Origin of the sequence: Caulifigura coniformis (genome assembly GCF_007745175.1) — a bacterium.
In the GTDB taxonomy this organism is placed as follows: domain Bacteria; phylum Planctomycetota; class Planctomycetia; order Planctomycetales; family Planctomycetaceae; genus Caulifigura; species Caulifigura coniformis.
This window is the reverse complement of record NZ_CP036271.1, coordinates 6376199-6401114: the sequence shown is the minus strand read 5'-3', so window position 1 is coordinate 6401114 and position 24916 is coordinate 6376199. Positions and strand designations below refer to the sequence as shown.

Sequence of the window (24916 nt, the reverse complement as noted above, 5' to 3'; positions counted from 1 at the left end):
GAATGTGGAAGGACGTTCCACGATACCCGTTTACGACCATACCGCCGCGATGAAGATTTTCCATCCACTCTTGGCCCTCATCCCTTCGGTTCCGTAGACGCCGGACCGATTTCCGCAACCTCTGCTTCAGTCAATGACTTACCGCAGAACGCAGAATCTGGATGCAGTCCAGGATGCAGGAATGATCCGCATTTGATGTCGTTGTCTGACAACGAACGTCACACTCAAGACTCACAGCTGCTGCAGCTCGTTGAGACGTGGCCGCGACTTTCGACCCATGCGAAAGCGGCGATCGTTACTCTTGCCGATGCGGCTGTGTCAGTACCAATCGCATCTTCAGTAACACCCGATCAGATGATATGCGCCGGTCCTAGCACCTTGGAATTGTGACTGTGGCGATCACTTCGTCAAAATGTAGCTGCCCGGATAAGGCATTTACTTTAGTTCGGGAATTCCATTCCGACACGGCGAATACAACTCCGACTTGACGATAGTCCAGCATTCAGGACGTTTCGCCCATTCAGACATCTGGCGGCCGTTTACGGAGTTGCGCATGACCAGATTCACTTCGGGCCCCCAAGCGAGAATCTGATCCCTCAGTGCCGACGAAATATCTTGCTGCTGCCACACTCGATCCAAGGCCAGGCCCGTGGCCAAATGTGTCCCCATGAGCGACACCAGGTAAGTGGCAACAAAGCTGTGCGAGTCCTTGATTAAGGGCCGAAGCAGCGCTGTGGTTCTCTTGAGAAGAATCACCTTGGCGATCATGGCCTTGTAGTCGGCTGCCGAAGGTAAGCAAGCGTCTTGCCCATCGTTGACTTCCGCCATGAAGCGGTCGAAGTTTTTCTGCCCGCCCAAGCTAACTACGTCCGGCTTACCACTCCATGCTTGGATCGCCTTTGCGAGGTCAGTTTTCGTTACTTTGCGTGAAGGCGGCACGACCACGGTCCGAAGGCGCCTCAAAGTGGCAGGGGTATTGCCTTCGCGAGCAAGCATCGTGTGGTAGCTGCCCGCGGCGCGTTCGTAGTACCAGCGTCCCACTCCGTCGGGACAGAAAGTCGTCATCGAAAGTTTTTCGATCTCGACTTGTAGAGGACGGTTCGCTGCGAGATCAGACTGTTTTACCGGGTTCTGGCTATTCGCAAACTGTGAGATCTCCGAAATGAGTGTCTCGGCCGTGGGCTCGTCGACACTTCTCAGCACGATGATCTTTGCTGGTACTCGAACGGTGTCCAGATGACTTGCCCCCGGGGACACTACCACCCTCTAAGTTAAAGACTCGCCTGTCAAAGGAACCGCTGCAGAGGCCTGCTGGAGCGCAGCGGAAGCAGGCCTCTGCAGCGGGCGCACCTCCGGGGCCGGGGGACGATACCCCAAGGAGCTGTGCGGCCTGATCGTGTTGTATTCCACACGCCAGCGCTCGATCAGCACCTTCGCCTCCAGCAACGTCTCAAAGACTTCCCGTTCAAGCAGCTCATCTCTGAGCTTGCCGTTGAACGACTCCACGTAGCCGTTCTCCCAAGGACTGCCTGGTTCGATAAACAATGTCTTCACGCGAACTCTCCTGAGCCAATCCTGAACAGCGATGGCCGTGAACTCCGGGCCGTTGTCCGACCGGATGTGCCTCGGAACACCTCTCCGGACGAACAGATCGCTGAGACGCTCCAAGACGTCCTCGCTGGTCAGTCTCCGGGCTACATCGATCGCCAGGCACTCCCGGGTGAACTCGTCAATCACCGTCAGCATCCGGACCGGCCTCCCGTCGTGCGTCCTCGTCTGCACGAAGTCGTAGCTCCAGACGTGATCCCGATGCGCCGGCCGCAGCCGGACACACGATCCATCGTTGAACCACAGTCGCTTTCGTTTTGGCTGCCGTTTGGGGACCTTCAGGCCTTCCTGCCGCCACAGACGCTCGACCCGCTTGTGGTTCACCTTCCATCCATCCCTCCGGAGCAAGGCCGTCACCCGGCGATAGCCGTAACGACCGTACTGAGTGGCCAGGGCCACCATGTCCCGGATCAGGCGGGGTTCTTCGTCAGGAACGTGGGCCTGGCGGCGTTGGGTGGATCGGAACTGGCCCAGTACACGACAGGCCCGACGCTCTGAGATGTTCTCCGGGCCCAGCGAATTGCGGACGTAGGTCACCGCCTGGCGCCGCTTCGCCGGGCTCAGAAGTTTCCCGAGGCAGCCTCCCGCAGGATCGCCTTGTCCAACTCAGCGTCGGCCAGGAGCCGCTTCAGGCGGGCGTTCTCCTTCTCCAGTTCCTTGAGCCGCTTCGCCTGGTCCATCTTCAGACCGCCGTACTCTTTCTTCCAGCGGTAGTACGTCTGCTCGGTGACACCGATCTTCTTGGCCGCCGCTGCCACCGTGGCTCCCTGAGCGATCTCGACCTCGGCTTCTCGGAGCTTCGGGATGATCTGCTCGGCGCCAAACCTTTTCCTCGCCATGACCTTGCCTCCTCCAGGTGAAGGTCCACGTTCGAGGCACAACTTACCCGAACTGTGGACCCGTTGAAGGGGGGCAGGTCACACGGTTTGGCCGCGAAACGTCCGGAGTAGGGTACACGTCCAACCGGACCGGCTTGGGCGGAAGCTGAAACCCGGAAAAACGCCGCTTCGAGCGCTGCGGGCGAGGAAGGACGTCATTCCGGACACGAGGTTTCCAGAATGAGACGGTCGGAGGTGCGTCACCGCATCTTTGCGCTCCTTGCCGAACCGTGATAAAATGGGCCACGGAGATATGAAAATGGTGATTTTGAAGATTGATGATGAGACGTTTGAAACTTGGAACCGGCAGGCCCGCGCGCGGGGGCTGACCGTTGAAGAATGGTTGAAGGCGACCACTGCGCCGGTGCGGATCGGCCAGGACCAGTCGATCGATCCGGCCATGGTGCGACTCAAGAAATTTGACGTCCTGACCCGCACGATGTCGCGGATGAAGATCGGTTCCGGCGGCGCTCTCGACGACAGCCGCGAGACGATCTATAGCGACCGCGGATTGTAGAGGGTGCAGGGGCAGGGCTGATGCAGGTGATGATCGACACGAACGTGCTGGCCCGCTTTGCCGATCAGGACAGCGTCCAGCATGGTGAAGCCGTCGACTCCTTGCGTCAGCTTCAGGCGGCCGGGCATCTGCCCGTCTTCAATCCGCAGATCAAACGGGAATTCCTCGATGTCGCGGAGCGGCCGAAGGGAACCGGGCCGGGCAGGAACGGTCTGGGGCTTTCCAATCAGCAGACTTGCGAGCTGATTGCCCAGTTTCAGGATGTGTTCGGCTATCTCGCCGACGTTCCAGCGGTCGACGAGCAGTTTGACCGGCTGCATGGCAAGTATGGCGGCGGAAAGTCGGTCCACGATCTGAACATCGTGGCGTCGATGCTGGCTCATGGTGTGACGTCGCTACTGACGTTCAACGACAAGCATTTCCGGCATCTGGAAGCGGAAGGCATTTCGGTCCAGACGCCGCAGCAATACGTCGCGGCGGACCAGCAAACAGAATCGGGCGATTGATCCGGGAGAGTTCGGGGTTCGTGAAACCAGGGGTTCACAGATGACGGCCGAGGTCCATCATCTCGTGAAGCACTCGCCGAATCCGCACCTCGCTGTCGGTGAACGTATAAAAGACGACGTGATGTTCAATTCGCACTGACCAGTAGTGGGGCAGCAGATCGTCTCGCGGCTCGCCGGCCTCAGGATGCTGCGCGATCCTGCGAATCCCTTCTTCCAGCAAGTCCAGATAGCGGTCCGTCTGCCGGGGGCCCCAAGTCTTGTAGGTATAAGTGGCGATCCCGATCAGGTCGCGTTCGGCCGCCCGGTCCTGAAGCAGTTTACGCATCGGTTGCGGGAATTCCTGCCTGTCGGCGTGCCGCTCGGCGGATCTGGGCGAAGTCCACCTCACCGGCGTCGCCGCTGCGTTCTCCGACAAGAAGCGCCTGGATGAGCGCTTCTCGCTTTTGCTCCTGTTCTTCGAGCAGACGCAATCCCGAGCGGATCAGCTCACTGGCATTGCTAAAGCGCCCCGAGGCAATCTGACGGTCAACGAACTGCTCAAAATGATCGCCTAAGGTGATGCTGGTGTTCTTGGACATGCTGTTCTCCTCCGTGGCCCGCAATACCCAACAATACCACGTTGTGGTATTTCAGGCAACGCCCTTGCTGGAGCCTGCAACGGTCGCGGTCGCGGACATCGCCTGCGGTCGTGCGGTGGGGTGCGGGACAGCTCAAAGCTCCTTGATCAGAAGCCGCGGCGCAAGAAGTGAAGGCACTCCTTAGCCAGGCTTGATGCTCTTCCGGTGGCGCAGATAGGCCAGCGTTTCCGTCGCCTGTCGCAATTCGTCCTTCAGAAACGCATCGCGGTCGCTGGACTCCAGCAGGTTTCCGAAGGCCAGCATCTTCGTTTCGATTTCGCTGACCGTGGCGTATTCCTCGAAGTCGAGCACTTCTGTGTATTCGTTCGCGAAATCCAATGCGATCTCCGCGAGCTTGAAGAGCGGCTCACTCATCGCCGATCTTCGACCAGCCGGGCGAGATAGCGTTTCCGCGTCGAAGTTCCTGCGAGCGGCGTCTAGCGCGGCGTCGAACGAGCGTCCGTACCGGGAGCACCAGTACATGGCGTCAGCGAGGAGGTCGATCAGGTTTTCGTCATTGCTGCTGTGTCGGCAGTATTCGTCCAGGACGACGTAGAATTGGGCAGCACGAGCATCATCGGTTTCGACAATCATGGTTGAGGTTTCCTTTCGTGAGTTGAGAGTGATTCAAAGATCAGGCAGGTGTCGTGCAGTCCCGGAATGAAGCTGGACCGGTACTGCTTTCGTGAGCTGGTGTTGCCGTGCTGCCAGCGGATGATCTCCGTACACGCCAGCCACAGGCCTTCCCGGATCGCCCGCTCGACCAGCAGGTGTGAGAGTGGCTGATAGCGTCCGCGATCGGAGTAGTTCCCGATCAGAACGGCGATCTTGCCGTTAGGCGTGAGAACGCCCTTGGCCAGCCGCAGGATCGTCTGCATCCGGTCCAGGAAGTCGTCCCGCGTCGGAGCATTCGACAGACACCTGGGATCGTCCGAGTAAACGATCTGCCGCCAATAAGGTGGATGAGCCCACGCAAAGTCGATCATCGGCAAGCCGGCGTAGCTGGCCGGATCAGCCGCGTCCTGGCCGTGCTTGACGTCCATCTCGAAGTAGGGGAGTGACAGTTCGCGGCAGGCGTCGCCACAGGTTCCGCTGCCTCGCATCAGGTCGAGGACCGTGGTCGATCGGTAGAACCGCAATAGGTCGCGGATCAGATAGCCGCTGCAGTTGCCGCGATAGCGGGCGTCGCCGTAAGGCCCACGTCCGGCCCGCGAGTAGAGGCTCGTCAGGCCGGGGACATTGCTGCCAGTGACCGGAGCCACTGGCAGCAGGGCGTATTGCCGTCCCGGCATCATTCGGCGGCTGCCCGACGCTCGGCGGCGTCTTTGGCTTTGAGTTCGCCGATACGGTCGTGGACTTTCGTCGCCAGCCGGGCGATCAGGAGCAGATCGCTGTCATTGAAGCTGCGGGAGTCGCGATAGCCTTCGTCGGTCTTGTAGGTGCGGCCGATCTCGATGCTGTAGAAGTCGCCCTTGGTGGAAGAATTCTTCCAGATCGTGGCTTTGACGCCGCCGCGTTCGCGGAGTGTGTCGATCGGTTTGTTCTGGATTGCGGTTGCCATGTGGTTCGTCCTTTCGTTTGAGGTTGGCCCTGCTCACCCAGTGCAGGCAGGGCAACTCAAACGAAAGTGACAACGTCGACGGGAACTCGACAAAGACTAAACGCGACTAGAGCACTTCCACAGTTGCTTTTCAGAGGGATGATAGGGGAAAGGATTTCTCAAGTGGTTGGCTCAATCAAGGAAGAGTCATGCCCACCCCCTACTCAATGGATTTGAGGCGACGTGTCGTGGCCGAAGTCGACCGCGGCTCTCCGCCGGCCGAAGTCGCCCGGCGATTTCAGGTCACTGAACGAACCATCTGGAACTGGCTCGCGCTTCGCAAAGAGACTGGCCAGATCACTCCCCGGCAGGGAGATGTCGGCCCGGAGTGCGTTCTGGAACCGCATCGGGAGCGGATTTTCAAAAGCGTCCAGGACGACCCCGGCCTGACGCTCGCCCAAAGGCAACGCCAACTCGGTCTGCCGGGCTGCGCGACCACTCTGTGGAATGCGCTTCGGCGCTGGGGAATCACTCTCAAAAAAAGTGCTCAAAGCTGCTGAACAACAGCGGCCGGATGTGGCTCAGAAGCGCCGCTGGTGGAACATCCTGGTGCAGTCGAAAGCCTGTCGCCGTCTGGTGTTCTTCGACGAAACCGGGGCCGACACGAAGATGACGCGACGCTATGGCTGGGGACCAAAATCACGCCGGGTCGTGGACCATGTCCCTCAAGGGCATTGGAAAACGACGACGTTCGCAGCGGCGCTCAGGGCCAGCGGAGTGATTGCTCCCCTGGTGCTGGATGGCCCGATGGATGGGGAATGCTTTCTGGCTTACGTCCGTCAGTTCCTGATCCCGGCGCTGGAGCCGGGAGACTTGGTGGTCATGGACAACCTCAGCAGCCACAAGCAGAGCGCGGTGGGTGACGCGATTCGACAGGCCGGGGCTGAGGTGTACTACCTGCCGCCGTACTCACCCGATCTCAACCCGATCGAGAAGTTGTTCTCGAAGTTCAAGACGCTTTTGCGGACGAGCGCTGAACGGACGACAGAAGGACTCTGGAACCGGATCGGAGTGCTGGTGGACGAGTTCACTCCGAGCGAATGCCTGAACTACATCCGTTCCTGCGGATACACTGCACACGAATCATGAAGTTGCTCTAGGCGGCCGCCAAGCGGCAAGCAAAGCTTGCGCAACTGGCCGCGGTATGCCACAATATCTGTTGATGAAGGATCGGACGCTTACAGGACCGTATGAAGCAGCCTCTCTCGCGACAGTTGCCGCCGCGCGCCAAAGCAGCATAATGCTGTTCGCTCTATGCAATGGCTGGCTTACAGGTTGAATCACAAACTCGGAGTTCAACTCCGGAGCGGCCCTGGTCTCCAAGCTATCCGCAACACCAACGGCTGGGGCTGTCTCTGGCCAAGAAGTGGAACACTACACTGCGCAACATTCTCATGCGTGCAGTGCGTCGTTCTACGTTGAAAAGGCGATAGCATGCTTAGAGCGTCGCGGTCTTGGGGACTCCCCGTCTTTGATCGAGCGACGTGAAGCGTTCTTCACCAACGCCACATTTCTGGACGCAGTTGCTGCAATGCACCACACGCTTTCCCACGACTGACAAGGCTTGCCTCTCACGCTCGCTATTTACTGTTGATACGTCCAGAAATAATAGACGATGGCGCTTACGCTACCGAGCGAGTCATACACAACAATTCCTGCCCCAACAAACTGACCGACGGACAGCATATACTGCCGCAGTTTTCCTTTGAATCCAGCTTTAGTTAAGACGGTTGCCCACGTGTCGTATATCTCCCACGCAAACTCGTGAATCCATAGCCACACCAGCGTCGCGAAACATGCGGTTGCAGATGCGACTGCGGCGACGACGCAACTGACGATCTGGGCAGCAGCGAGCGGCTCCAGCAGGGCAATCACAGCGTCGTGTTGAGCAGCGCCCTGCCACCATAGCAGAAGGTACTTAGCCGACAACACTGACACCGCACTTATTGTGAGCGCGATTGCGATGGCGCCGGCCGCGCAGAACGCGGCATATCCGGCGGTCGCGAGGAGCCAGAACCACTTGCTGGCCACGCGATGTTGTTGCACTCGGGAGATGGCCTTAGCTACGAGTACGGTGGATTTATGAGCAGGGCCGCACGCGGCCGCAAGTGCGAGCAGCCATACGAGCATCCACCCATTTGATGGAAATGTAGATAGGTACTTATCGGGCGTTGCAAAGCGCCGCAGACCGCCGATCTCGAACGACGCCACGAGCATTCCGGTGACGACCGCTGTCACCGCGGTCGAGACGTAGATGTATCGCGATGAGCGTGTGTTGGTTCCAGGAACTCTGAAGAAGAGTACGCGGGTGGAGTCGTGCCACGGAACCGAGCTCGTGGCCGACAGAAAACGACCTCCGACACCTCTGAACTTGCTGTCGAATAAATCCGCGACGCCGACGCCCCATCGTCGTCGCGATGCCTGGTCGCAGACTGCTACGAGGGCGAAGAACATCGCCGAAACTGCGCAGGCTGCTGCAAGCGAGTTGATGATAATCGCGGAACCTAGCCCCAATGGCAAGCGGCTTGTGGCAACCAATAGACAAGCGGAAGCAACTGCCACAGCGATGGAAAGGGCAGATACCGCCACGACGTCGGGGGCCGATTGTAGTCGGGAACCAAAGTCTTCCGTGCCGTGACTTGGGACGGACAATGATGCTGACCTTCGGCCGCGCCATGACTCGAGCCTTTCTGCAAGGGCCGCAGCTGTTGGAAATCGCTTCGAGGTGTTTGAAGACAGTGACGTGAAGCAAATAAGTGCAAGTTCGTCGTCGAAGGCACTGTCGAAGATGTCTGTGGCACGACTGTGGTAACCGCCGTCCGCGACGTAACCCGGCGAGCGGCCGGTACCGAGAAAGAACAGCGTCGCTCCCAATCCGAAAACGTCGGTACATTCACTGAGGCGTGAGCCATCTCCGCCGACTTGCTCTGGGGCCATATATCCGGGTGTGCCTGCTCCCGGCATGTCGCGGGCCGCTGTGAATCGATTTGTCCATGAGTCTCGAAGACGCGCGAGGCCAGAATCAATTAGTAGCGGAGAATCGCCAGCCATCGCGATGATATTCTTGGGGCAGATGTCGCGGTGGATTACACCCGTTTGTTCATGGACCTGATGGACTTCGTTCGCAAGTGTTTCGACCAGGAGTGCGGCGGCGTGAGGTTGCGGCCGCCGGTTCTTGTACTTCAGCGATAGCTGATCGCCGTCGATGAACGTCATGACCAGTAATGAGAAGTGCGGCGTGACAAGGTAGTCAAACGAAGTGACAACATGATCCAGATCCAAAGCCCGTAGCGAGAGTAGAACGGCGGCCTCTTGGGATGAGAGACTGGCTATTGTACCCGTGGTGTCCGATCCGTGGGCGATTGCTTTTACGGCCACCTCTCGGTTGTCGTGTTGGAGGTCGACAGCCATGTAGGTGGCACCCAACGCCGTCCACGATTCTGCTTTCGGCGTAACTTCCGTCTTGGCAAAGAAATCGAGTCTCCGGTAGGGAACGGGTGCTAACGCCTTTCCCCAGGAGACTCGATCATGGCACGGAGGCCATGTCGCGCAGGATATGCGCAGCAGCTCAGGGCTGGAATTGAAGATCTCTGTCCGCCGACACGCTTCGCGGACCTGGCGGTGCACGGCAACACACAATGGACGCCCGGCCGGTTGCTCCTGACGCTGGTGCTGATGAGCTGGCATGACGCGAAGACGCTCATCAGTCGCTTTGAGAACGTTCGCGAACTCCTGTCTCGTATGCTCCCGGGCTGGACCTGCCCCACGTCCTACACCGGCTACACAGAAGCCCTGGCACGCTGGGTCGGCTTGCTGTTTCCCAGAGTCCGCGAGATCCTCCAGACGCATCTTCGCCGCATGGCCCGCGGGAACTGGACCGTCTCCGGCTGGCTGGTCTTCGGCGCCGACGGCTCCCGATTCGAGTCACCTCGAACCAAGGCCAACGAGCAGGGGCTCAAGTGTGCCGGCAAGATCCGCACGGCTCCGCAGGTGTATCACACGATGCTGCTGCACCTGGGACTCAACGCCCTGTGGGACTTCCGAATCGGTCCCGGCACCGCCAGCGAACGACGGCACTTGGAGGAGATGGCCAACTTGCTCCCGGCCGGGAGCCTGATCGCCGCGGACGCCGGCTTCGTGGGCTATGAACTGTGCCAACGACTCAAGGCGGCCAATGTGTCGTTCCTGCTCCGCGTGGGCGCGAATCTCACAGTGCTCGTTCAGGAACTGGGAGCGCTGATTCATCGCAAGGGAGACATCGTCTGGCTGTGGCCGGCAAAGTTCCGGGACCAGCCGCCACTCGTTCTGCGAATGATTCTTCTGGGGCGTGGCAAGAAGGCCGTGTTTCTGCTGACGGATGTTCTGGAGCCGTCACTTCTGTCGGCCAGGCAGGCCCGGGAAATCTACCGTCGGCGGTGGGGAATCGAGGTCGCGTACAGGACGATCAAGCAGACGTTCGATCGTCGGGAATGGCTGAGCCGCACGCCGCGGACGGTGCTGGCCGAGCATACGGCGTCGCTGTTGGGTCTGTGGATCCTGCAGGTCCTGAGCCTGAAGTCGCTCCGGCGTTGTCATCACGACCCACGACAATGGTCGCCTTCACGGACTCGAGACGTGACGCGCCGTGCGATGCGTCTGGCGCTCGATCGATCGCTCTTGGAGCCGCTGACATGGCGTGACCAGTTGGGTCAGGCAGTGCGTGACCAATACCGCCGTCGACGCTTGAAGCGCGTTCGTTCGTGGCCACACCAGAAACACGAGCCGCCAACTCGTCCACCTGGGATGACCGAACTGACGCCAAAACTCCGCCTCAAGGGGCAAGCCTTGCTCGATGCGTCATAGAAATCGTGGACGGCGTTGCATGGCACCCTGCTCGCTGATTCACAACAAAAAAGCCGACGCTGTCGCGTCGGCTTGGGATGCGTGCCTTTGTCTTACGGCGCCGGTGGCGGTGGTGGCGGCGGGGTCGCCGGGCCAAACAGGTAACCCAGCTGTCCCACTTGCCCTGCAGGCGTCCAGGCGCCGAGGGTGGGGGACCAGACGGCCGTTGTTCTTGTCAACTGGCCGCTGGTGACGGCCTGGAGGAGTTGTTGTTCGGTGAAGGGGCCTTTGGCTTCGCCGTTGACGGCGATGTGCCAGGCGGGGGTGGGGAGTGGGGGTGGGACGGCGGTGCCGCCTCCGCCGGCCATCGTCTGGCCCATGCGGTTGGCCATCGCGAAGCCCATGCCCATACCCATGCCTTCGGCCGCTCCGCCGCCGGCGGGGTTGCCGGCCGCATCAACCATGGCTTTGCCGAACTGGTACTGCTGGTAGCGGTTCATATCGCCGACGACGCCGATGCTGGTCCTCGTATCGAGGGCCTTTTCGACTTCTTCGGGGAAGGAGACATTGACGATGTTGAGCTGCGGGATGTCGAGGCCGTATTCGTCGTCGACCTTTTCGCAGGTCAGCTTGCGGAGCTGGTCGGAGAGGTCGCGGTAGCTGGCCGCGAGGTCGAGGGCGCTGATCTTCGACTTGCCGATGAGTTCAGCGAACGACGTGGCGATCGTGGCGCGGAGCAGCTCGGTGATTTCATCGGACTCGAAGGCCTGGTCGGTTCCGACGAGTTCCTTGAGGAGGACCTTGGGGTCAACGGCCTTGAGGGTGTAGATGCCGAAGGCCCTCAGGCGGATGGGGCCGAAGTCGGCGTCGCGGAGCATGATGGGGTTGGGGGTGCCCCATTTGAGGTCGGTGATCTGCCGGGTGCTGACGAAGTAGACCTCGGCCCGGAAGGGGCTGTTGAAGCCGTACTTCCAGCCCTGGAGGGTGGAGAGGATCGGGAGGTTGTCGGTTTTGAGCTCGTAGTGGCCGGGCTCGAAGGCGTCGGCGATTTCGCCGCGGTGGACGAAGACGGCCATCTGTCCGGGTCGGACGATGAGCTGGGCTCCGTTCTTGATTTCGTTCTGGTAGCGGGGGAAACGCCAGGCGATGGTGTGGCGCGAATCATCGACCCATTCGATGATGTCGATCAATTCGCCGCGAAGTTTGTCGAACAGACCCATGACGGTGGTCTCCGTGAGGTGGACGAGCAGATGATGAGGTCGGTGATGTCGTTCTTGACCGCGAGCCCCATCGTGGGCGACGGCGTTCCCGCCCTGGTGTTTCCCGCGGCTCCATAGTACGCCGGCGCGGTCGCCGGCGGAATGACGCCGTGGAACTCGAACGAAAATCGCGGCCGCGGGGATCAACGGATTCTGGCCGGGACAACTGGATCGCTCGACAGGCGTCGGGAATTGCGATTGCATAAGGAGAACTGACGGGCAGGCGCGGGCGTGAAGCGGACGAAGCGGTGAAGACTTCTGGACTTAACCGGGCGGATGATCGACATGACGCTTCTGACCCGCTGGATCGGTCTGGCCTTCCTGTTGATGCTGACGGGATGCAGTGGGACCTCTCTGAAGACGGAGTCGCCTGACGAGGCGGCCGAGGTTTCCGATGTGGAGGTCGAAACGTTCGTCCGATCGGCGCTGGGGACGCGGCTGGTAACTTCTCTCCAGGGTCAACTGGCGACTCCACCGCCGATGCCGGATTTCGCGCGGGCTGTGGAGGAGACGCTCGTGGAGCCGCCGGCGCTGACGGATGGCATGAAGGTGTCCGAGGCCTACCTGAAGGAGATTCTCCGGCCGACGCCGCGGCCGGTTCTGAAGGCCAATCGCGACGGGTGCCGCATCGCCGCGGAGGTGACGAAGGTGTCGGTCGGCAAGCGGACGCCGAAGCGCGGCGGGGACGTGGAGATCGAATTCGAGGCGGTGCAGAAGCAGACGGAGGGGCTCTTCAAACTGGTGTCGGCTGACAAGCTCCAGCAGGCGATCGGCTGGGACCGGAAGCGTCTGGCGGATGCGTCGTCCTTGACGATCCCGTTCCCACCGGCCCGGCGAGTGGAGTTTGCGAGGCGGCAATCGGAGGTGCGGGCGACGCGGAACTGGGTGATGGAGCTGGCGCATCCGGCGGGTTCGGAGTGGCCCGTGCGCGGAACGATCGTCGCCCGCAGGGCGGGTCCGAAGTGGCAGTTCACGGTCAAGAAGATCCGTCCGGAGAAGGCTCCGACTTTATCTGCGGTGACGCGGGAGCATTTCCCTCAGGGGCTGATGGCCGTTGATCCGGCGGACTACGGGGCCTCGGCGCGGGAATGGTCGCGACCTTATGAGGAGTTGATTGCGAGCGAGGCGACCATGGCGGAGGAGGTCAAGGGGGTCGAAGCCAGGCAGCTGGCAGTGCTGAAGGAGTTGCTGTCGCCGGGACGGCGATGGAAAACGACGATCAAGACGCCCACAGACTTGCTGACGATCGAACTTGAAGTGACGGGGATCCGGGACGGGAAGTTCTGGGATGGAACCTGCCAATTCCGGAAGCCCGATGTGTCCATCGACGTTCCGGTGTACGGGTTCGAGTCGGTGCTGAGGGACTATGCCCTGCCCGAGGGGCATCTCCCGGTCCCTCCTGAACTGTTCGGTCCGTCGATCCTGATCAAGCCGCTTGAGGGAGTGAACTGGCCGGATCCGTTCGACAAGATCGACATTCACGTTGTGGCGAGGCCCGATGACGAGGCTCCGACGCTGATCTGGCTGAAGTCGGTCCTGCCGACGCGTGAGGTGGAGTAAGTCTTTTGGGTTCGTGGTGCATTTTTCGCCTGAACGCCGCAAATTGCCCGGTTGATGTTCGCGGAGGACGGGGGCTCCCCTAGAATTCCGCCGGGGGCCGCAGGACGGATTGTGGCCCGGAAATGCAGGCTGCCGCGGGATGCGCGGGCCAATGGCTCATGACGCGACGCGGTTTGTGCATCCCCGATGACCGGGGTTCGACCACACGGACGGAGATTCGACGCAATGTCACTGGGGACGGGTTCGCCCATTCGGCATCTGGGAGCGGCCATCTGCTTCAGCGCGGCGCTGTTTCTGGGTTGGTGCTGCACCGAGTCGCCGGTGCAGGGGCAGGGGCAGGGGAAGCCCCCCGGTGTTGCGGCCGGGCAGGGGACTTCGTCGAGCACGCCGCCGCTTTCGGCCGCGCAGCGGAAAGTTGCTGAGCAGCGAGCACGTGCCGCGGCGGGCCGGCCGGGCGAGGCGTTCCAGGGTTGGGACAAGCCAGCCATCGTGCTGGTGCTGACTGGTGAGCAGCAGGGATATCTCGAGCCTTGCGGATGCACGGAGAACCAGGCGGGGGGATTGGCCCGGCGGATGGACCTGTTCCACCAGATGTGGCAGCGGGGCTGGTCGACGATGGCCGTCGATGTGGGCGGAAACCTGAACAAGGACCGGCTGACGCGGGACCAGGCGAAGCTGAAGCTGGACTTCTTCCGCAAGGCGTCGCAGATGATGAAATACAAGGCGTGGGGCCTTGGCATCGAAGAACTGAAGCTGACGGCCGACAACCTGTTTGCGCTGCACTCCGAATGGTCGGTGGAAGAGGGCTACGTGCCGTTCGTGAGTGCGAACGTGACGATCTTCGGCTCGCGCGACATCGGGATGCCGAAGGAATTCCAGATTGTCGATGCCGGGGGCGTGCGGTTCGGCATCACGTCGATCGTCGGTAAATCCGACCCGCATCCGGACAACGGCGTGAATCGGATTCCCGAGTTCGCGGGGGTCGATCCCAACCTGCTGAAAATCGATCCGCCGGAGTCGGTGCTTCCGGGCGTGATCCAGAAGATGAAGGCCCAAGGGGCGCAGATCCTGATCCTGCTGGCCCACGCTGGCGAAGAGGAATCGAAGGCGCTGGCGCCTGGCTTCGACATCGTGGTGACGGCGTCCGGGCCGGAAGACCCGGTGCGCAAGGAACAGCGGGTCGGCACCACGCTCTACGTTGAGCCGGGAATGAAGGGGAAGCATGCTCCGTGCGTGGCGATCTACAACCGGGGTGGCAAGCCGGTGGTCGGGGCGTTTGAACTGGTGGAGCTGGACCGGGACCGGTTCAAGAACGCTCCGGAAATGACGCAGCTGATGCGCGACTACCAGCAGCGGATCGAAATGGAGCGGCCCGACAGCGCGCATGAAATGCCGTTCGACTCGGCACAGCGGGACCTGAAGTTTGTGGGGGTCGACCAGTGCAAGGATTGCCACAAGCAGGCGTTCGAGGTGTGGAAGAACACGCGGCATGCGTTCGCGACACAGAGTCTTTCGCATGGCCGGGCGGACGAACCGAAGGAATACGTCGTCGACCGCCAGTTCGACCCAGAGTGCGTCGCGTGTCATGCGACGGGCTGGCATCCACAGCGGGCGGTGCGGCTGACATCGGGATTCGTGGACCTGAAGACGACGCCCGAGCTGGCGGGTCAGCAGTGCGAGAACTGCCACGGGCCGGGGAGCGCGCACGTGACGCTGGAGCGGGCGTTCGCCAAGGACAAGAAGGTGACGAAGGAGCTGACGGCGTCCCGCGAAGCGCTGATGAACACGCGTGACTGCGAGGACTGCCACGATCACGACAACAGTCCGCACTTCGATTTCGACAAGTACTGGAACGGCGAAGACGGGCGTACTCCCGTCAAGCACTACGGCAAGAACTGACGAGCGCGCGATGCCCCGGACCCTGATGCTTGCCGCCGTCCTGCTGTTCCTGGCGGGACGGCCGGCCGCGGCTGGTGAATACAACGACGTTCTGTCGATCGGCGATGCGGCCCCCGCCTGGATGAAGCTGCCGGGGACAGACGGCAGGGAGCATTCGCTGTCCGACCTGGCGGACAAGCCGGTGGTGGTGGTCGTGTTCACGTGTGCGAGCTGCCCGACGGCGGTCGACTACGAGGAGCGGATCAACGCGCTGGCGAAGGCCCAGGGGGGTGAGAAGGGGCAGGTCGCGGTAGTGGCGATCTCGGTGAACAAGGTGAAAGAGGATCTTCTGCCGGCGCTGACGGCGCGGGCGAAGGAGAAGGGGTTCGCGTTCACCTACGTGACCGACGAGAGCCAGAAGATCGCCAGGGACTTCGGCGCGGTGTTCACGCCGGAGTTCTACGTGCTGAACCGCGAGCGGCGGGTGGTGTACATGGGGGCGATGGACGACGCGACGGACGCGAGCCAGGTGAAGCGGCGGTATGTCGAAGAGGCAATCGCGGCGGCGCTAGGCGGAACGAAACCTGAAGTGAGCGAAGTGATTGCGCGGGGCTGCCGGGTGCGGTATGCCCGTGAGCGTCGATCGAGTTCGAGCGGGCGTTGATCGCCGGGACGGGGGCGTCGACGAGAGTTGATGGCTCCGCAACCGACCCTTGACAGCATCGTTTTACAGCGCGAAGATCGCAAAACTGCGTGTTTGGCGCGGCGGTCCCGGGTGAGGTTCCTTACCCTTCCGCCCCGGTCCGCAACGCACGGTCGTCTGCAGTGCAGTCGCCCGGCGCACGAGGCGTTTGGCTCCTGAAAGAGTGGGATATGGCTGCACCGGTTCAACGACGGCTCGATATCGAAGAAGTCGGCGACGTGACTGTCGCGCGATTCATCGACAAGAAGATCCTCGACGAGAACAACATCCAGATCATCGGGACCCAGCTGTTTGGTCTGATCGAAGAGGATGGCCGGAAGAAGATCGTTCTCGACTTCACGAACGTCGAGTACCTCTCGAGCGCCGCGCTCGGGAAACTGATCACGATGGACAAGAAGGTGAAGGCGTCGGGCGGCAAGCTGCGGTTGTGCAACATCCGCAAGGACATCTACGAAGTGTTCGCCATCACCCGGCTCAACAAGGTGTTCGACATTCGCAACACCCAGGATGAGGCGGTTGCCGGTTTGTAATCCACGGAACGGCCCTCGACGGCGATTCGGCCGTCGTGTCGCGGAACTGAAGGAGCGGTTCACCGCTTCCGGCTGCTGAGGCGAGGGCGACCTGAGGCTTTTGGGGCCCTCCCGGCAAAACTTCGTCGCGGGCAGTCAGGAACTATCGAGGCATCATGTCCTCCGCTGTCCACCTCGAAATCACGATTCCCAGCGACACATCCGCCGGACATGAAGTCCAGGAGCGGATCGTGAGCCTGATGGAAGAGCGTGAATACTCGATGCGGGACGTGTTTTCGGTGCGGCTGGCTCTCGAGGAAGCGCTCGTCAACGCGATCAAGCACGGCAATCAGCTCGATCCGGACAAATCGGTCCGCATCCAGTGCGACGTCGAGCAGGACCGGGTGTACGTCGAAATCGAAGACCAGGGTCCGGGTTATGTTCCTGACGACGTCCCCGATCCGACGCTCGATGAAAACATCGAGCGTGCCAGCGGCCGCGGGCTGATGCTGATCAAGTCGTTCATGAACCGGGTGGAGTTCAACGAGAAGGGGAACTGCATCCGTCTGGAGAAGTTGCGTTCGACGGAAGAAGAAGCGGGCTGAGGCGGGTCCAGCAAGGCCACGGTTTTCGCGATACGCCCGGTGGGGTGTGAGCGCGTCCAGGTGAGTGGTCGATTCTGACGGTTCTGCTGCTCTTGTCGACGGGTGGGGTTTCGCCCCGTCACATCCAGCACAACCCAGCCACTTTGATAAGGATTTCCTTATCCAGCCGGCTAGCGTTGAGCGGATTCCCACCGCCGCGGCGCCTTCTGCCGCCGGCCACGTTCGGGGACTGGATTCTGCAATGCCCGTGCTCGATTCCACTTCCAATCTGGAGCGTCCCGCCGACCGCGAGACACTGGTTTCGGTTGTCGTACCGACGTTCAACCGGGCCGAACTCCTGCGTTCCGCGCTCCGCAGCGTGCAGGCGCAGTCGTGGACTGACCTTGAAGTGGTCGTCGTCGATGACGGTTCCACGGACGAGACGCAGAGCGTCGTGGCGTCGATGTCCGCGGCCGACAACCGGATCCGCTATCTGCGTCAGCCCAATGGTGGGGTTTCCGCGGCCCGGAATACGGCGCTGGCGAACTGCCGCGGCGCGATGATTGCGTTTCTCGATTCTGACGACGCCTGGCACCCCACGAAACTGGCGACGCAGGTCGAAGTGCTGCGCGCCCTGCCGGCGGTTGGGATGGTCTGGAGCGACATGAACGCGGTCGACGTTCAGGGACGGATTGTGCACTGCAACTACCTGCAGAGGATGTACAAGGGCTATCGGCGCCTGGCTCAAGGGCAATTGTTCCCGGAATCAGCCCCGCTTCAGGACGTGGTTCCACAGATTGACCCGGCCCTCGCCGGCGTCAAACTTTCGTGGGGTCCGATCTATTCGCACATGCTGTATGGCAACCTCGTGCACACGTCTACGGTCGTCCTCCGCCGCGAGCGGGCGGCGGCCGTGGGCCTGTTTGACGAGTCGATGAAAGCAGGGGGCGAGGACTACAAGTTCCATCTCGCGACAACGCGGCTGGGGGCTGTCGCGTTCCTCGACCAGGCGACGATCGACTACCGCATCGGCGGAGCGGACCAGATCACGAACCTGAAGAACCAGGTTCATTTTGCGACCGCGTTTCTCAAGACCCTCGAAGAGCAGATTGCACACCATCGCCCGGAACTCCAACTGACCGACCGGGAACTGGATCGCATCCGGGCCGAGGCCCATGACTGGCTCGCGGCCGCGCTGATTGAAGGGGGCCAGCGACGTCTGGCGGCTGCACACGCACTCAAGGCGATTCGCCAGCGTCCTGCGACGCGGAACTCCTGGAAGACCCTGGCGAAGACCATGCTGCCGCGAACTGCGGTGGAGCTCGTCCGGGCCGCGCGAAGGCTGCGTTCAGACGCGAGCGTGGCGTCGATGTAGCGCCGGGAAGTCCGTTCGTGGCGGTGGTTCTGATTGTTTCGCCGCGTCTTCTTTCAACAACAACGGGGATTCACAGCGGCGTGACACGGGTGGGGTAGCTTTGAGGCAGCGCCCCTGACTCATTTCCCCGCCGGTTGATGTCCTCCCGTTCTGTCACTCTCGAACGTCTGGTGGCCTGGGCCATCGTTGCGGGGGGACTGTTGCTTCACGGGCCGCTCTTCCTGCGTTCGCCGCTGGGTCCTGATCCGGTGATGTACGACCTGCAGGCGCAGCTCGTGCGGGACGGCGGGACCCTGTACCGGGACATCCTGGAACCGAATCTACCCGGAGCGGTCTGGCTCCACCTGCTGGTGCGTTCCGTCGCAGGATGGTCGTCGGAAGCGTTGCGGGTGTTCGACCTGCTGTGGTTCGGTGTGGCAGTGTGGCTGGCAGTGCGTCTGGCGGGGTGCGATCGGAGGACGGGTTTGCTTGTCGCCATCGTCCTGGCAACGGGCTACTCGACGTTGAGTGAGTGGTGCCACTGTCAGCGCGATGTGTGGATGCTGCCGTTTGTTCTCGGCGCGGTTTCACTGCGGATCCGGCGACTTGAAGCCCACGACGCGCATGAGGGCGGACTGGCCCGGTTGCGGCACGGCATCGGTTCCGCGCTGGCGGAGGGACTGCTGTGGGGAGCGGCAGTCTGGCTCAAGCCGCATGTGGTTGTCCCGGCGGTCTGCGTCATTGTCGCATCGTGGTGCGTTCCGCGGCCGTCGGGGGTGAAGGGGCGACGAATCCTTACTGACGAGGCGGTTGTCATCCTGGGCGGTTCGCTCGTGGGCCTGGCGGGAATCGCGTGGCTGATCGAGCACAACGCCTGGACGCCGTTCTGGTCGATCCTCACCGAGTGGAACCGCGACTACGTCGCGGCCTCGGGGAATCGCTGGTCGTGGGCCCGCCTGTGGTCCGTCCAGGAACGGCTCGCGCCTTGGTCACTCGTCCACGTCGTCGCGATTCCGGTCTCAATGGCCGTCCTGTGGCGGCAGCTGAAAGTGTCCGCGAAGCCGGGTGTGGCGGCGTCGCATTCGTCCCGCGCCGTGATCGCCAGCGCGCTCTATCTCGGATGGATCGCCCAGTCGCTGCTTCTGCAGCATTTGTTCGACTACGTCCATGTTCCGGCGCTCGTCCTGGGAGCGGTCGTTCTCATCTCCGTGTGGGCAATTCCGTCGGAATGGGAGTGGTCTCCCACCCGGCTGGCATTGGCCGGCGCTCTGTGCCTCGTTCCGTCGTTCGCCCTGCGCAGCGATCAACTGGCTGCGTGGCCGAGATGCTTCGGACGCGAAGCGTCGCCAGGACTGCGTGCTGCCCTCGCACGCCTGCCGTTGCCGGAATGGACTCACCTGGCCCGGGTCGAGGGCTTTCTACGGGACCATCGGGTCGCTGACGGCGAACTGACGGCCTATCACACGCACACGATTCATGTGTATCCGGCGCTTCAGGTTCGGCCGTCGACGCGGTACGTGTTCACCGAGACGCATCTGCGTCTCTTTCCGGGCCGGTCGGGCGAGATTGCCGAGGCCCTGCGCGACTCCCGCCAGAGGTATGTGGTCAGCGACCTGCTGGAAGCAGGGCTCGATCCGGCCGTTGCGCTCGACGACTCGCAAGTCGAGAACTGGCGGTTCGCGTGCCCCCGCGGGGCGTTGAACTCGTTTCCGTACGACCAGCCGGTGGTTTTTCGGTCGGGGCCCTACCTGGTGCACGAGGTGACGGGGCCGGTGGGACCGGTCGAGACGGCGTTCTTCCCGCTGGCGGCAGAATCGGCCGGATTGTGAAGATCTAGCGGCAGTGCATTTCGCACCGTTGGAACGACCCTCCCGACCCGCGTTTTGCGTCGATCCTGCTTGTTGGCGCGACCGATATCTCCGCGAGAGTCGGCAGTGCGTGGCGACAGTGCGCCGCTTCATGCCGATCGAAAACGCCTTGCGGCGAGGGGGCGGTTCCGGGGGGCGGAGCCGGCCGCCGGGGATCGCGCATCGATCTCCGGACCTTCAAGCGGGCGAGGCGGGGGAAATCATGGGGGGACCATTCATGTCTTGGCGGGCGTGGGACCGTCTGGCGGCGTGGCGGCAGCGCTACTGGCAGATGACGCCGGCCGTGGCCGCGTTGTTCTTCGGGGGCTGCGCGGGGGGGATCACGACCTGGATTCCCGGCCGCGCCCATCTGCATAACAGCAACTGCAGTCCGCTGTATGCCCGTGACATCGATGACTGCATCACGGCCCACCGCGCGAAGTGCGCATCCCGGGAATGCCTGAAGTCGCTGTCGCATCAGTCGCAATGCGATTTCTCGAGCGACTACGCGTACGGGTTTGAACAGGCGTTCGTCGATGTGGCGCAGGGGGGCTGGGGCGTGACTCCGGCGGTACCGCCTCGGCGGTACTGGGGGCTTTGCTACCGGACGGAATCGGGAAAGCAGCAGGCCTGCGACTGGCTCGCCGGCTACACGGCCGGGGCGGAACGGGCCCTGGCGATGCTGGGGAAAGAAGGCGTGATCGCATCGGCCTACAGCTGCGGCGTGTGTGGGGGGCAATGCGGCGGAACATGCGACGCCGGCACGTGGTGAACGACTTCGTCTCCCGTACCGCCTCGCGCCTGAGTGAGTCGAGAACGACACGAGAAGGAACTGAAATGCCGATCCGGGCTGAATCATCGACGCCACCACGAGTCGCCTCCGCGCTCCGCCGCAAGCGGATCGTTGCGGCGCTCATTGGCAGCATGATGTTGTCGCCGGGGTGCGCGGCATTCCGGCCGCTCCGGGGCGTTCCGGCCAGCCATGTTCCCCAGGAACTGCTTGGAGAATCCCGCGAGGGGCGGCGTACGATCAACCTGAGCTTGCTCGTGCGGTCGCCTGTGGATCAGCATCGCGTCGAAGGGGGCGACATTCTTGCAATCTACATTCCGGGCCTGCTCGGGACGCGGAGTCTGATCGGTCCGGCGCTGGGACGGGAGTCGGTCGGCGAAGCGCCACCGATCACGGCGCCGGCGAACACGATCGACCCGCCGACGATGGGTTACCCGATCACCGTGCGGGACGACCACACGCTCGTCCTGCCGCAGTTGCCGCCGATCAACGTACAGGGAATGACGCTGCACGAGGTGGAAGTCGCCATCGGCCGGGCCTGTCAGCAGGCGCAGCTGATGCAGATGAACAACTCGCAGATCATGGTGTCGCTGTGGCGTCCGCGCGAATATCGCGTGATGGTCGTGCGCCAGGAGGCCACGGAATCGACGACCGCAGGCGGGTCGGGGCAGGGGACCGTGAACCCTGGCGTTTCCAAGCGAGGCACTGGCCAGGTGGTCCGGCTCCGGGCGTATGAAAACGACGTGCTGCATGCGCTGACCAGCAGCTCTGGCGGAAACAACGGTCTGCCAGGGCTCGACGCCGAGAACGCGATCTACATTATCCGCCGCAACAAAGCCCGCAGTGCGAGCTCGGCCGTTTCCGTGGCTCCGCCTCCGGTGATGGCTCCGCCGATCCAGCAGCCGCAATACGCCCCGGCCCAGCAGCCGGTGATGCAGCGGCCTCCCGTCCAGACGCCACCGCAGACACCGGCGTACGCGCCGGAGCAACGGCCTGCGAATCCTGCTTCTCCGCCTGCGCCGGCGGCGACCAGTCCGATGGCTCCGCAGCACTCCGAGCCGCGCCCGCCGGTGCAGCAGCCCTACGCGCCGCCGGAACGGATCCAATACGGCACGCCGCAGAACGGCATGCCGATCCTGCCGCAGTCGCACCAGATCATCCGCGGGCAGAGCCCGCAGTCGCGTGCCTCGCGCATGCAGGATCTGTTCGGCGGACACTCGACCTCGATGGCCGGTCATTCGACACAGCGGGGTGGCTCCGCAATGGATGTGCGCACGGCCGAGTATGGCGGGCGCGACGTTCAGGCCACGTCGGTCGAGCCGGCGTCGAGCGTCTATTCGCAGCAGCCGTCTGCGGCTCCGCAGTATGAGAGCTATGGCTCCCCGGGGGGCTGGAGCCATTCCGTACCCGCGATGCAGGAGCAGTACCCGCAAGGTGGCGGATATCCCGCGCCGCATTCGACTGGATATGGCGCACAGCAAGGGTTTCCGGAGAATGCCGCGCCGTATGGGGGGCCGGTGTATGACAACGCGCCTCCGTCGTGGAACGTCCCGTCGTATGACAGCGGATACTCGACCTGCCAGACCCGCACGCCGATCGCCGGGCTGTTCCCTGAGCAGTTCAACTACGAAGACCTGACGATCGACAGCCCGAACGTGATCCGGATCCCGATCCGTCTTGGGGCTGGTGAGACGCCGAACATCTGCGAAGAAGACGTCACGCTGTATGACGGCGACATCGTGTTCATCGAGTCGCGCGAATCGGAGGTGTTCTATACGGGGGGCCTCCTGGGAGGCGGTGAGTACCAGCTTCCGCGCGATCGCGACCTGCATGTGCTGGAGGCCGTTTCCATCGCGCAGTCGCGCGTGGGCGGCGGCGGTGGGGGAACGATGTCGTCGTCGGGCGGCGTTTCGGCGCTGAACAGCGACGTCACGATCAGTCCCAGCCGCGTGATCATTCGCCGCCGGCTGGAAGATGGCCGGATCGTGCCGATCGAGGTCGACCTGTACCGCGCCCGCTTGAAAGCGGAGGAAGACATCATCATCCAGCCGCGGGATCTGGTGATGCTGCAGTACAAGTGCGGCGAAGCGACGCTGGCGTTCATCGAGCGGCATCTGCTGGCCGGGGCGCTGTTTGGAGTTGCGGCGGCCCAGCTGACGACCGGCAACGGGAACTAATCCGGAAGAGTGACCCCGAGCCAAGACGCATTCCTGCGATCGCTCTAGAATCGGTGGCCATCCTTCCGCCGCCTCTAAAGCGATCCCAGGTCATGCCGTCCTCCGCTCATCCCGTCCTCATCAATGGTCAGTGGTCCGCTTCCCGGGGGACCGAGACGTTTACGGCCGTGAACCCGGCGACACGCCAGGCCCTTCCGGACGCGTACCCCGTGAGTCCGTGGAGCGAGATCGAAGCGGCGCTGCAGGCGGCCGATCGGGCGTTCCAGGAAGTGCGGACCTGGCCGGGGGAACGGTTTGCGGCGTTTCTCGAGGCGTATGCGGAGCGGATTGAAGCGCGGGCCGCGCAGCTCGTCGAGATTGCGAACCTGGAGACGGCGCTGCCGGTCGAGCCGCGACTCAAGGTTGCGGAGCTGCCAAGGACGATCAACCAGTTGAGGCAGGCCGCGGCCGCGGCGCGCGAAGGCTCGTGGGCGCTGCCGACGATCGACACGAAGCAGAACATCCGTTCGATGCACGCGCCGCTGGGGCCGGTCGCGGTGTTCGGGCCGAATAACTTTCCGTTTGCCTTCAACGGGATTTCGGGAGGCGACTTCGCGGCCGCGGTTGCGGCGGGATGTCCCGTGATCGCGAAGGGGCATCCGTCGCATCCGACGACGACGCGACTATTCGCCGAGGCGGCGCACGAGGCGGCGACGGCGACCGGGATGCCGGCGGGATTCGTTCAGCTGGTGTACCGGATTTCCCACGCCGATGGTGAGAAGCTGGCCGGGCATCCGCTGCTGGGATCGCTCGGTTATACGGGGGCCCGGCATGCGGGGGTCGTGCTCAAGCGGGCGGCGGATGCGGTCGGGAAGCCGATTTATCTGGAGCTGTCGAGCATCAATCCGGTGTATCTGCTGCCGGGCGTCCTTTTGGAGCGGGGCGACAAGCTGGCCGAAGAGTTTACGGGCAGCTGCCTGATGGGAGCCGGACAGTTCTGCACGAACCCGGGACTTGTGTTCCTCATTGCGGGGCCGGAGACCGAGACGTTTATCGCGGACGTGGCGAAACGGTTTGACGCGGCTCCTGTGGGAACTTTGCTGGGGCCTTCCGTTGAAAAGAGTCTCGGTGCGGGGCTCGACACGTTGCGAGCGGCTGGCGCGAAACAGCTCACTTCGGGGAAGGCCGATCCGGCGCGGTGCTGCGTGGCCAACACGCTGCTGCGCGTCGATGCGGCGGCGTTCCTGAAGGATCCCCATCGCCTGCAGACGGAAGCGTTCGGGAACGCGTCGTTGATCGTGGTGGCGAAGGATGAGACCGAGCTGCTTTCGATGGTCGGAGCGCTCGAAGGGAATCTCACTGGGTGCATCTACTCCAGCTCCAACGGCAGTGATGATCCGCTTTACGATCGCCTCGCTCCGGCGCTGCGGCAGAAGGTGGGGCGGCTGCTGAACGACAAGATGCCGACCGGCGTGGCGGTCAGCCCGGCCATGAATCACGGCGGACCTTTTCCGGCGACCGGACATCCCGGGTTCACTGCGGTCGGCATCCCCGCTTCGATCCGGAGGTTTTCGGCGCTGCACTGTTACGACGCCGTCCGGCCGCATCGCCTGCCTGCCGGTCTGCAGAACACGTCGCCCCATCCGAAGCTGTCGCGATTGGTTGACGGAGTCTGGATGACGGGAGACATTCCCGGCTGATTTCGAGACGGCCCGTGCGCGGGTCGCTT

General features: G+C 62.6%; 24 protein-coding genes. 15 read left to right on the top strand and 9 right to left on the bottom strand.

Features of this window, described 5'->3' with window-relative positions:
• Positions 1-435: 435 nt before the first annotated feature.
• A complete protein-coding gene (locus tag Pan44_RS25700; protein WP_261342594.1) occupies positions 436-1257 on the bottom strand; it encodes an AIPR family protein in 822 nt (273 codons plus the stop codon).
• A 9-nt stretch (positions 1258-1266) separates the two neighbouring features.
• Positions 1267-2447, bottom strand: a protein-coding gene (locus tag Pan44_RS25695) for an IS3 family transposase (protein WP_145028447.1) whose coding sequence is annotated in 2 segments (ribosomal slippage) — positions 1267-2183 and positions 2183-2447 — 1182 coding nt in all. Because the reading frame shifts where the segments join, the coding sequence is not laid out codon by codon here.
• Between the two features lie 298 nt (positions 2448-2745).
• Between Pan44_RS25695 and Pan44_RS25690 the strand changes: the two genes are divergently transcribed.
• Both Pan44_RS25690 and Pan44_RS25685 read left to right on the top strand, forming a co-directional pair.
• Complete coding sequence (locus Pan44_RS25690; RefSeq protein ID WP_145034588.1) at positions 2746-3003, top strand: hypothetical protein; 258 nt, start codon at positions 2746-2748, stop codon at positions 3001-3003.
• A gap of 29 nt (positions 3004-3032) precedes the next feature.
• On the top strand, positions 3033-3509 hold the full coding sequence (locus tag Pan44_RS25685; protein ID WP_145034587.1) for a type II toxin-antitoxin system VapC family toxin: 477 nt from the start codon (positions 3033-3035) through the stop codon (positions 3507-3509).
• 34 nt (positions 3510-3543) lie between these two features.
• Here the strand turns inward: Pan44_RS25685 and Pan44_RS25680 are convergent, their stop codons facing one another.
• The 5 genes from Pan44_RS25680 to Pan44_RS25660 all read right to left on the bottom strand — a co-directional run bounded on the left by Pan44_RS25680 (position 3544) and on the right by Pan44_RS25660 (position 5687).
• Positions 3544-3834, bottom strand: coding sequence for a type II toxin-antitoxin system RelE/ParE family toxin (locus Pan44_RS25680; protein ID WP_145034586.1), 291 nt, complete (start codon positions 3832-3834; stop codon positions 3544-3546).
• Complete coding sequence (locus tag Pan44_RS25675) at positions 3827-4087, bottom strand: type II toxin-antitoxin system ParD family antitoxin (protein ID WP_145034585.1); 261 nt, start codon at positions 4085-4087, stop codon at positions 3827-3829. Before Pan44_RS25675 ends, Pan44_RS25680 begins: the two co-directional genes overlap by 8 nt.
• Positions 4088-4267: 180 nt before the next feature.
• Positions 4268-4720 (bottom strand): hypothetical protein, encoded by a 453-nt coding sequence (locus tag Pan44_RS25670; protein WP_145034584.1) that lies wholly within the window; start codon positions 4718-4720, stop codon positions 4268-4270.
• On the bottom strand, positions 4717-5421 hold the full coding sequence (locus Pan44_RS25665; protein ID WP_145034583.1) for a site-specific DNA-methyltransferase: 705 nt from the start codon (positions 5419-5421) through the stop codon (positions 4717-4719). Before Pan44_RS25665 ends, Pan44_RS25670 begins: the two co-directional genes overlap by 4 nt.
• Positions 5418-5687, bottom strand: coding sequence for a hypothetical protein (locus tag Pan44_RS25660; protein ID WP_145034582.1), 270 nt, complete (start codon positions 5685-5687; stop codon positions 5418-5420). The genes Pan44_RS25665 and Pan44_RS25660 overlap by 4 nt, the downstream gene beginning before the upstream one ends.
• Positions 5688-5875: 188 nt before the next feature.
• Here Pan44_RS25660 and Pan44_RS28445 point away from each other — a divergent pair, with 188 nt between their 5' ends.
• Positions 5876-6226 (top strand): IS630 transposase-related protein, encoded by a 351-nt coding sequence (locus Pan44_RS28445; protein ID WP_145027931.1) that lies wholly within the window; start codon positions 5876-5878, stop codon positions 6224-6226.
• Positions 6174-6815 (top strand): IS630 family transposase, encoded by a 642-nt coding sequence (locus tag Pan44_RS25650; protein WP_145027933.1) that lies wholly within the window; start codon positions 6174-6176, stop codon positions 6813-6815. Before Pan44_RS28445 ends, Pan44_RS25650 begins: the two co-directional genes overlap by 53 nt.
• A gap of 495 nt (positions 6816-7310) precedes the next feature.
• Here Pan44_RS25650 and Pan44_RS25645 read toward each other — a convergent pair whose 3' ends face one another.
• Positions 7311-9137, bottom strand: a complete 1827-nt coding sequence (locus Pan44_RS25645) for a protein kinase domain-containing protein (protein WP_197453657.1) — start codon at positions 9135-9137, stop codon at positions 7311-7313.
• 117 nt (positions 9138-9254) lie between these two features.
• Between Pan44_RS25645 and Pan44_RS25640 the strand changes: the two genes are divergently transcribed.
• On the top strand, positions 9255-10568 hold the full coding sequence (locus Pan44_RS25640) for a transposase (protein WP_145034580.1): 1314 nt from the start codon (positions 9255-9257) through the stop codon (positions 10566-10568).
• A gap of 92 nt (positions 10569-10660) precedes the next feature.
• On the opposite strand, the gene Pan44_RS25635 is transcribed toward Pan44_RS25640, so the two are convergent.
• A complete protein-coding gene (locus Pan44_RS25635; RefSeq protein ID WP_145034579.1) occupies positions 10661-11767 on the bottom strand; it encodes an SPFH domain-containing protein in 1107 nt (368 codons plus the stop codon).
• A 324-nt stretch (positions 11768-12091) separates the two neighbouring features.
• On the opposite strand from Pan44_RS25635, the gene Pan44_RS25630 reads away from it, so the two are divergent.
• The 10 genes from Pan44_RS25630 to Pan44_RS25585 all read left to right on the top strand — a co-directional run bounded on the left by Pan44_RS25630 (position 12092) and on the right by Pan44_RS25585 (position 24887).
• Complete coding sequence (locus Pan44_RS25630; protein WP_145034578.1) at positions 12092-13366, top strand: hypothetical protein; 1275 nt, start codon at positions 12092-12094, stop codon at positions 13364-13366.
• Between the two features lie 225 nt (positions 13367-13591).
• On the top strand, positions 13592-15265 hold the full coding sequence (locus tag Pan44_RS25625) for a multiheme c-type cytochrome (protein ID WP_197453656.1): 1674 nt from the start codon (positions 13592-13594) through the stop codon (positions 15263-15265).
• A gap of 10 nt (positions 15266-15275) precedes the next feature.
• Positions 15276-15908 carry a thioredoxin family protein gene (locus Pan44_RS25620; RefSeq protein ID WP_145034576.1) on the top strand — a complete coding sequence of 211 codons (633 nt, stop codon included), beginning with the start codon at positions 15276-15278 and terminating at the stop codon, positions 15906-15908.
• Positions 15909-16117: 209 nt separating this feature from the next.
• The gene (locus Pan44_RS25615; RefSeq protein ID WP_145034575.1) at positions 16118-16477 is read left to right on the top strand and encodes an STAS domain-containing protein; all 360 of its coding nucleotides are present in this window, start codon (positions 16118-16120) and stop codon (positions 16475-16477) included.
• Positions 16478-16632: 155 nt separating this feature from the next.
• Positions 16633-17061 (top strand): ATP-binding protein, encoded by a 429-nt coding sequence (locus Pan44_RS25610; RefSeq protein WP_145034574.1) that lies wholly within the window; start codon positions 16633-16635, stop codon positions 17059-17061.
• A 241-nt stretch (positions 17062-17302) separates the two neighbouring features.
• The gene (locus tag Pan44_RS25605) at positions 17303-18415 is read left to right on the top strand and encodes a glycosyltransferase family 2 protein (protein WP_145034573.1); all 1113 of its coding nucleotides are present in this window, start codon (positions 17303-17305) and stop codon (positions 18413-18415) included.
• A gap of 137 nt (positions 18416-18552) precedes the next feature.
• Positions 18553-20223 (top strand): hypothetical protein, encoded by a 1671-nt coding sequence (locus Pan44_RS25600; RefSeq protein ID WP_145034572.1) that lies wholly within the window; start codon positions 18553-18555, stop codon positions 20221-20223.
• A gap of 256 nt (positions 20224-20479) precedes the next feature.
• Positions 20480-21013, top strand: coding sequence for a hypothetical protein (locus Pan44_RS25595; RefSeq protein ID WP_145034571.1), 534 nt, complete (start codon positions 20480-20482; stop codon positions 21011-21013).
• Between the two features lie 65 nt (positions 21014-21078).
• Entirely contained in the window at positions 21079-23208 is a 2130-nt protein-coding gene (locus tag Pan44_RS25590; RefSeq protein WP_145034570.1) for a hypothetical protein, read from the top strand.
• A 92-nt stretch (positions 23209-23300) separates the two neighbouring features.
• Positions 23301-24887, top strand: coding sequence for an aldehyde dehydrogenase (NADP(+)) (locus Pan44_RS25585; protein ID WP_145034569.1), 1587 nt, complete (start codon positions 23301-23303; stop codon positions 24885-24887).
• Positions 24888-24916 lie beyond the last annotated feature (29 nt).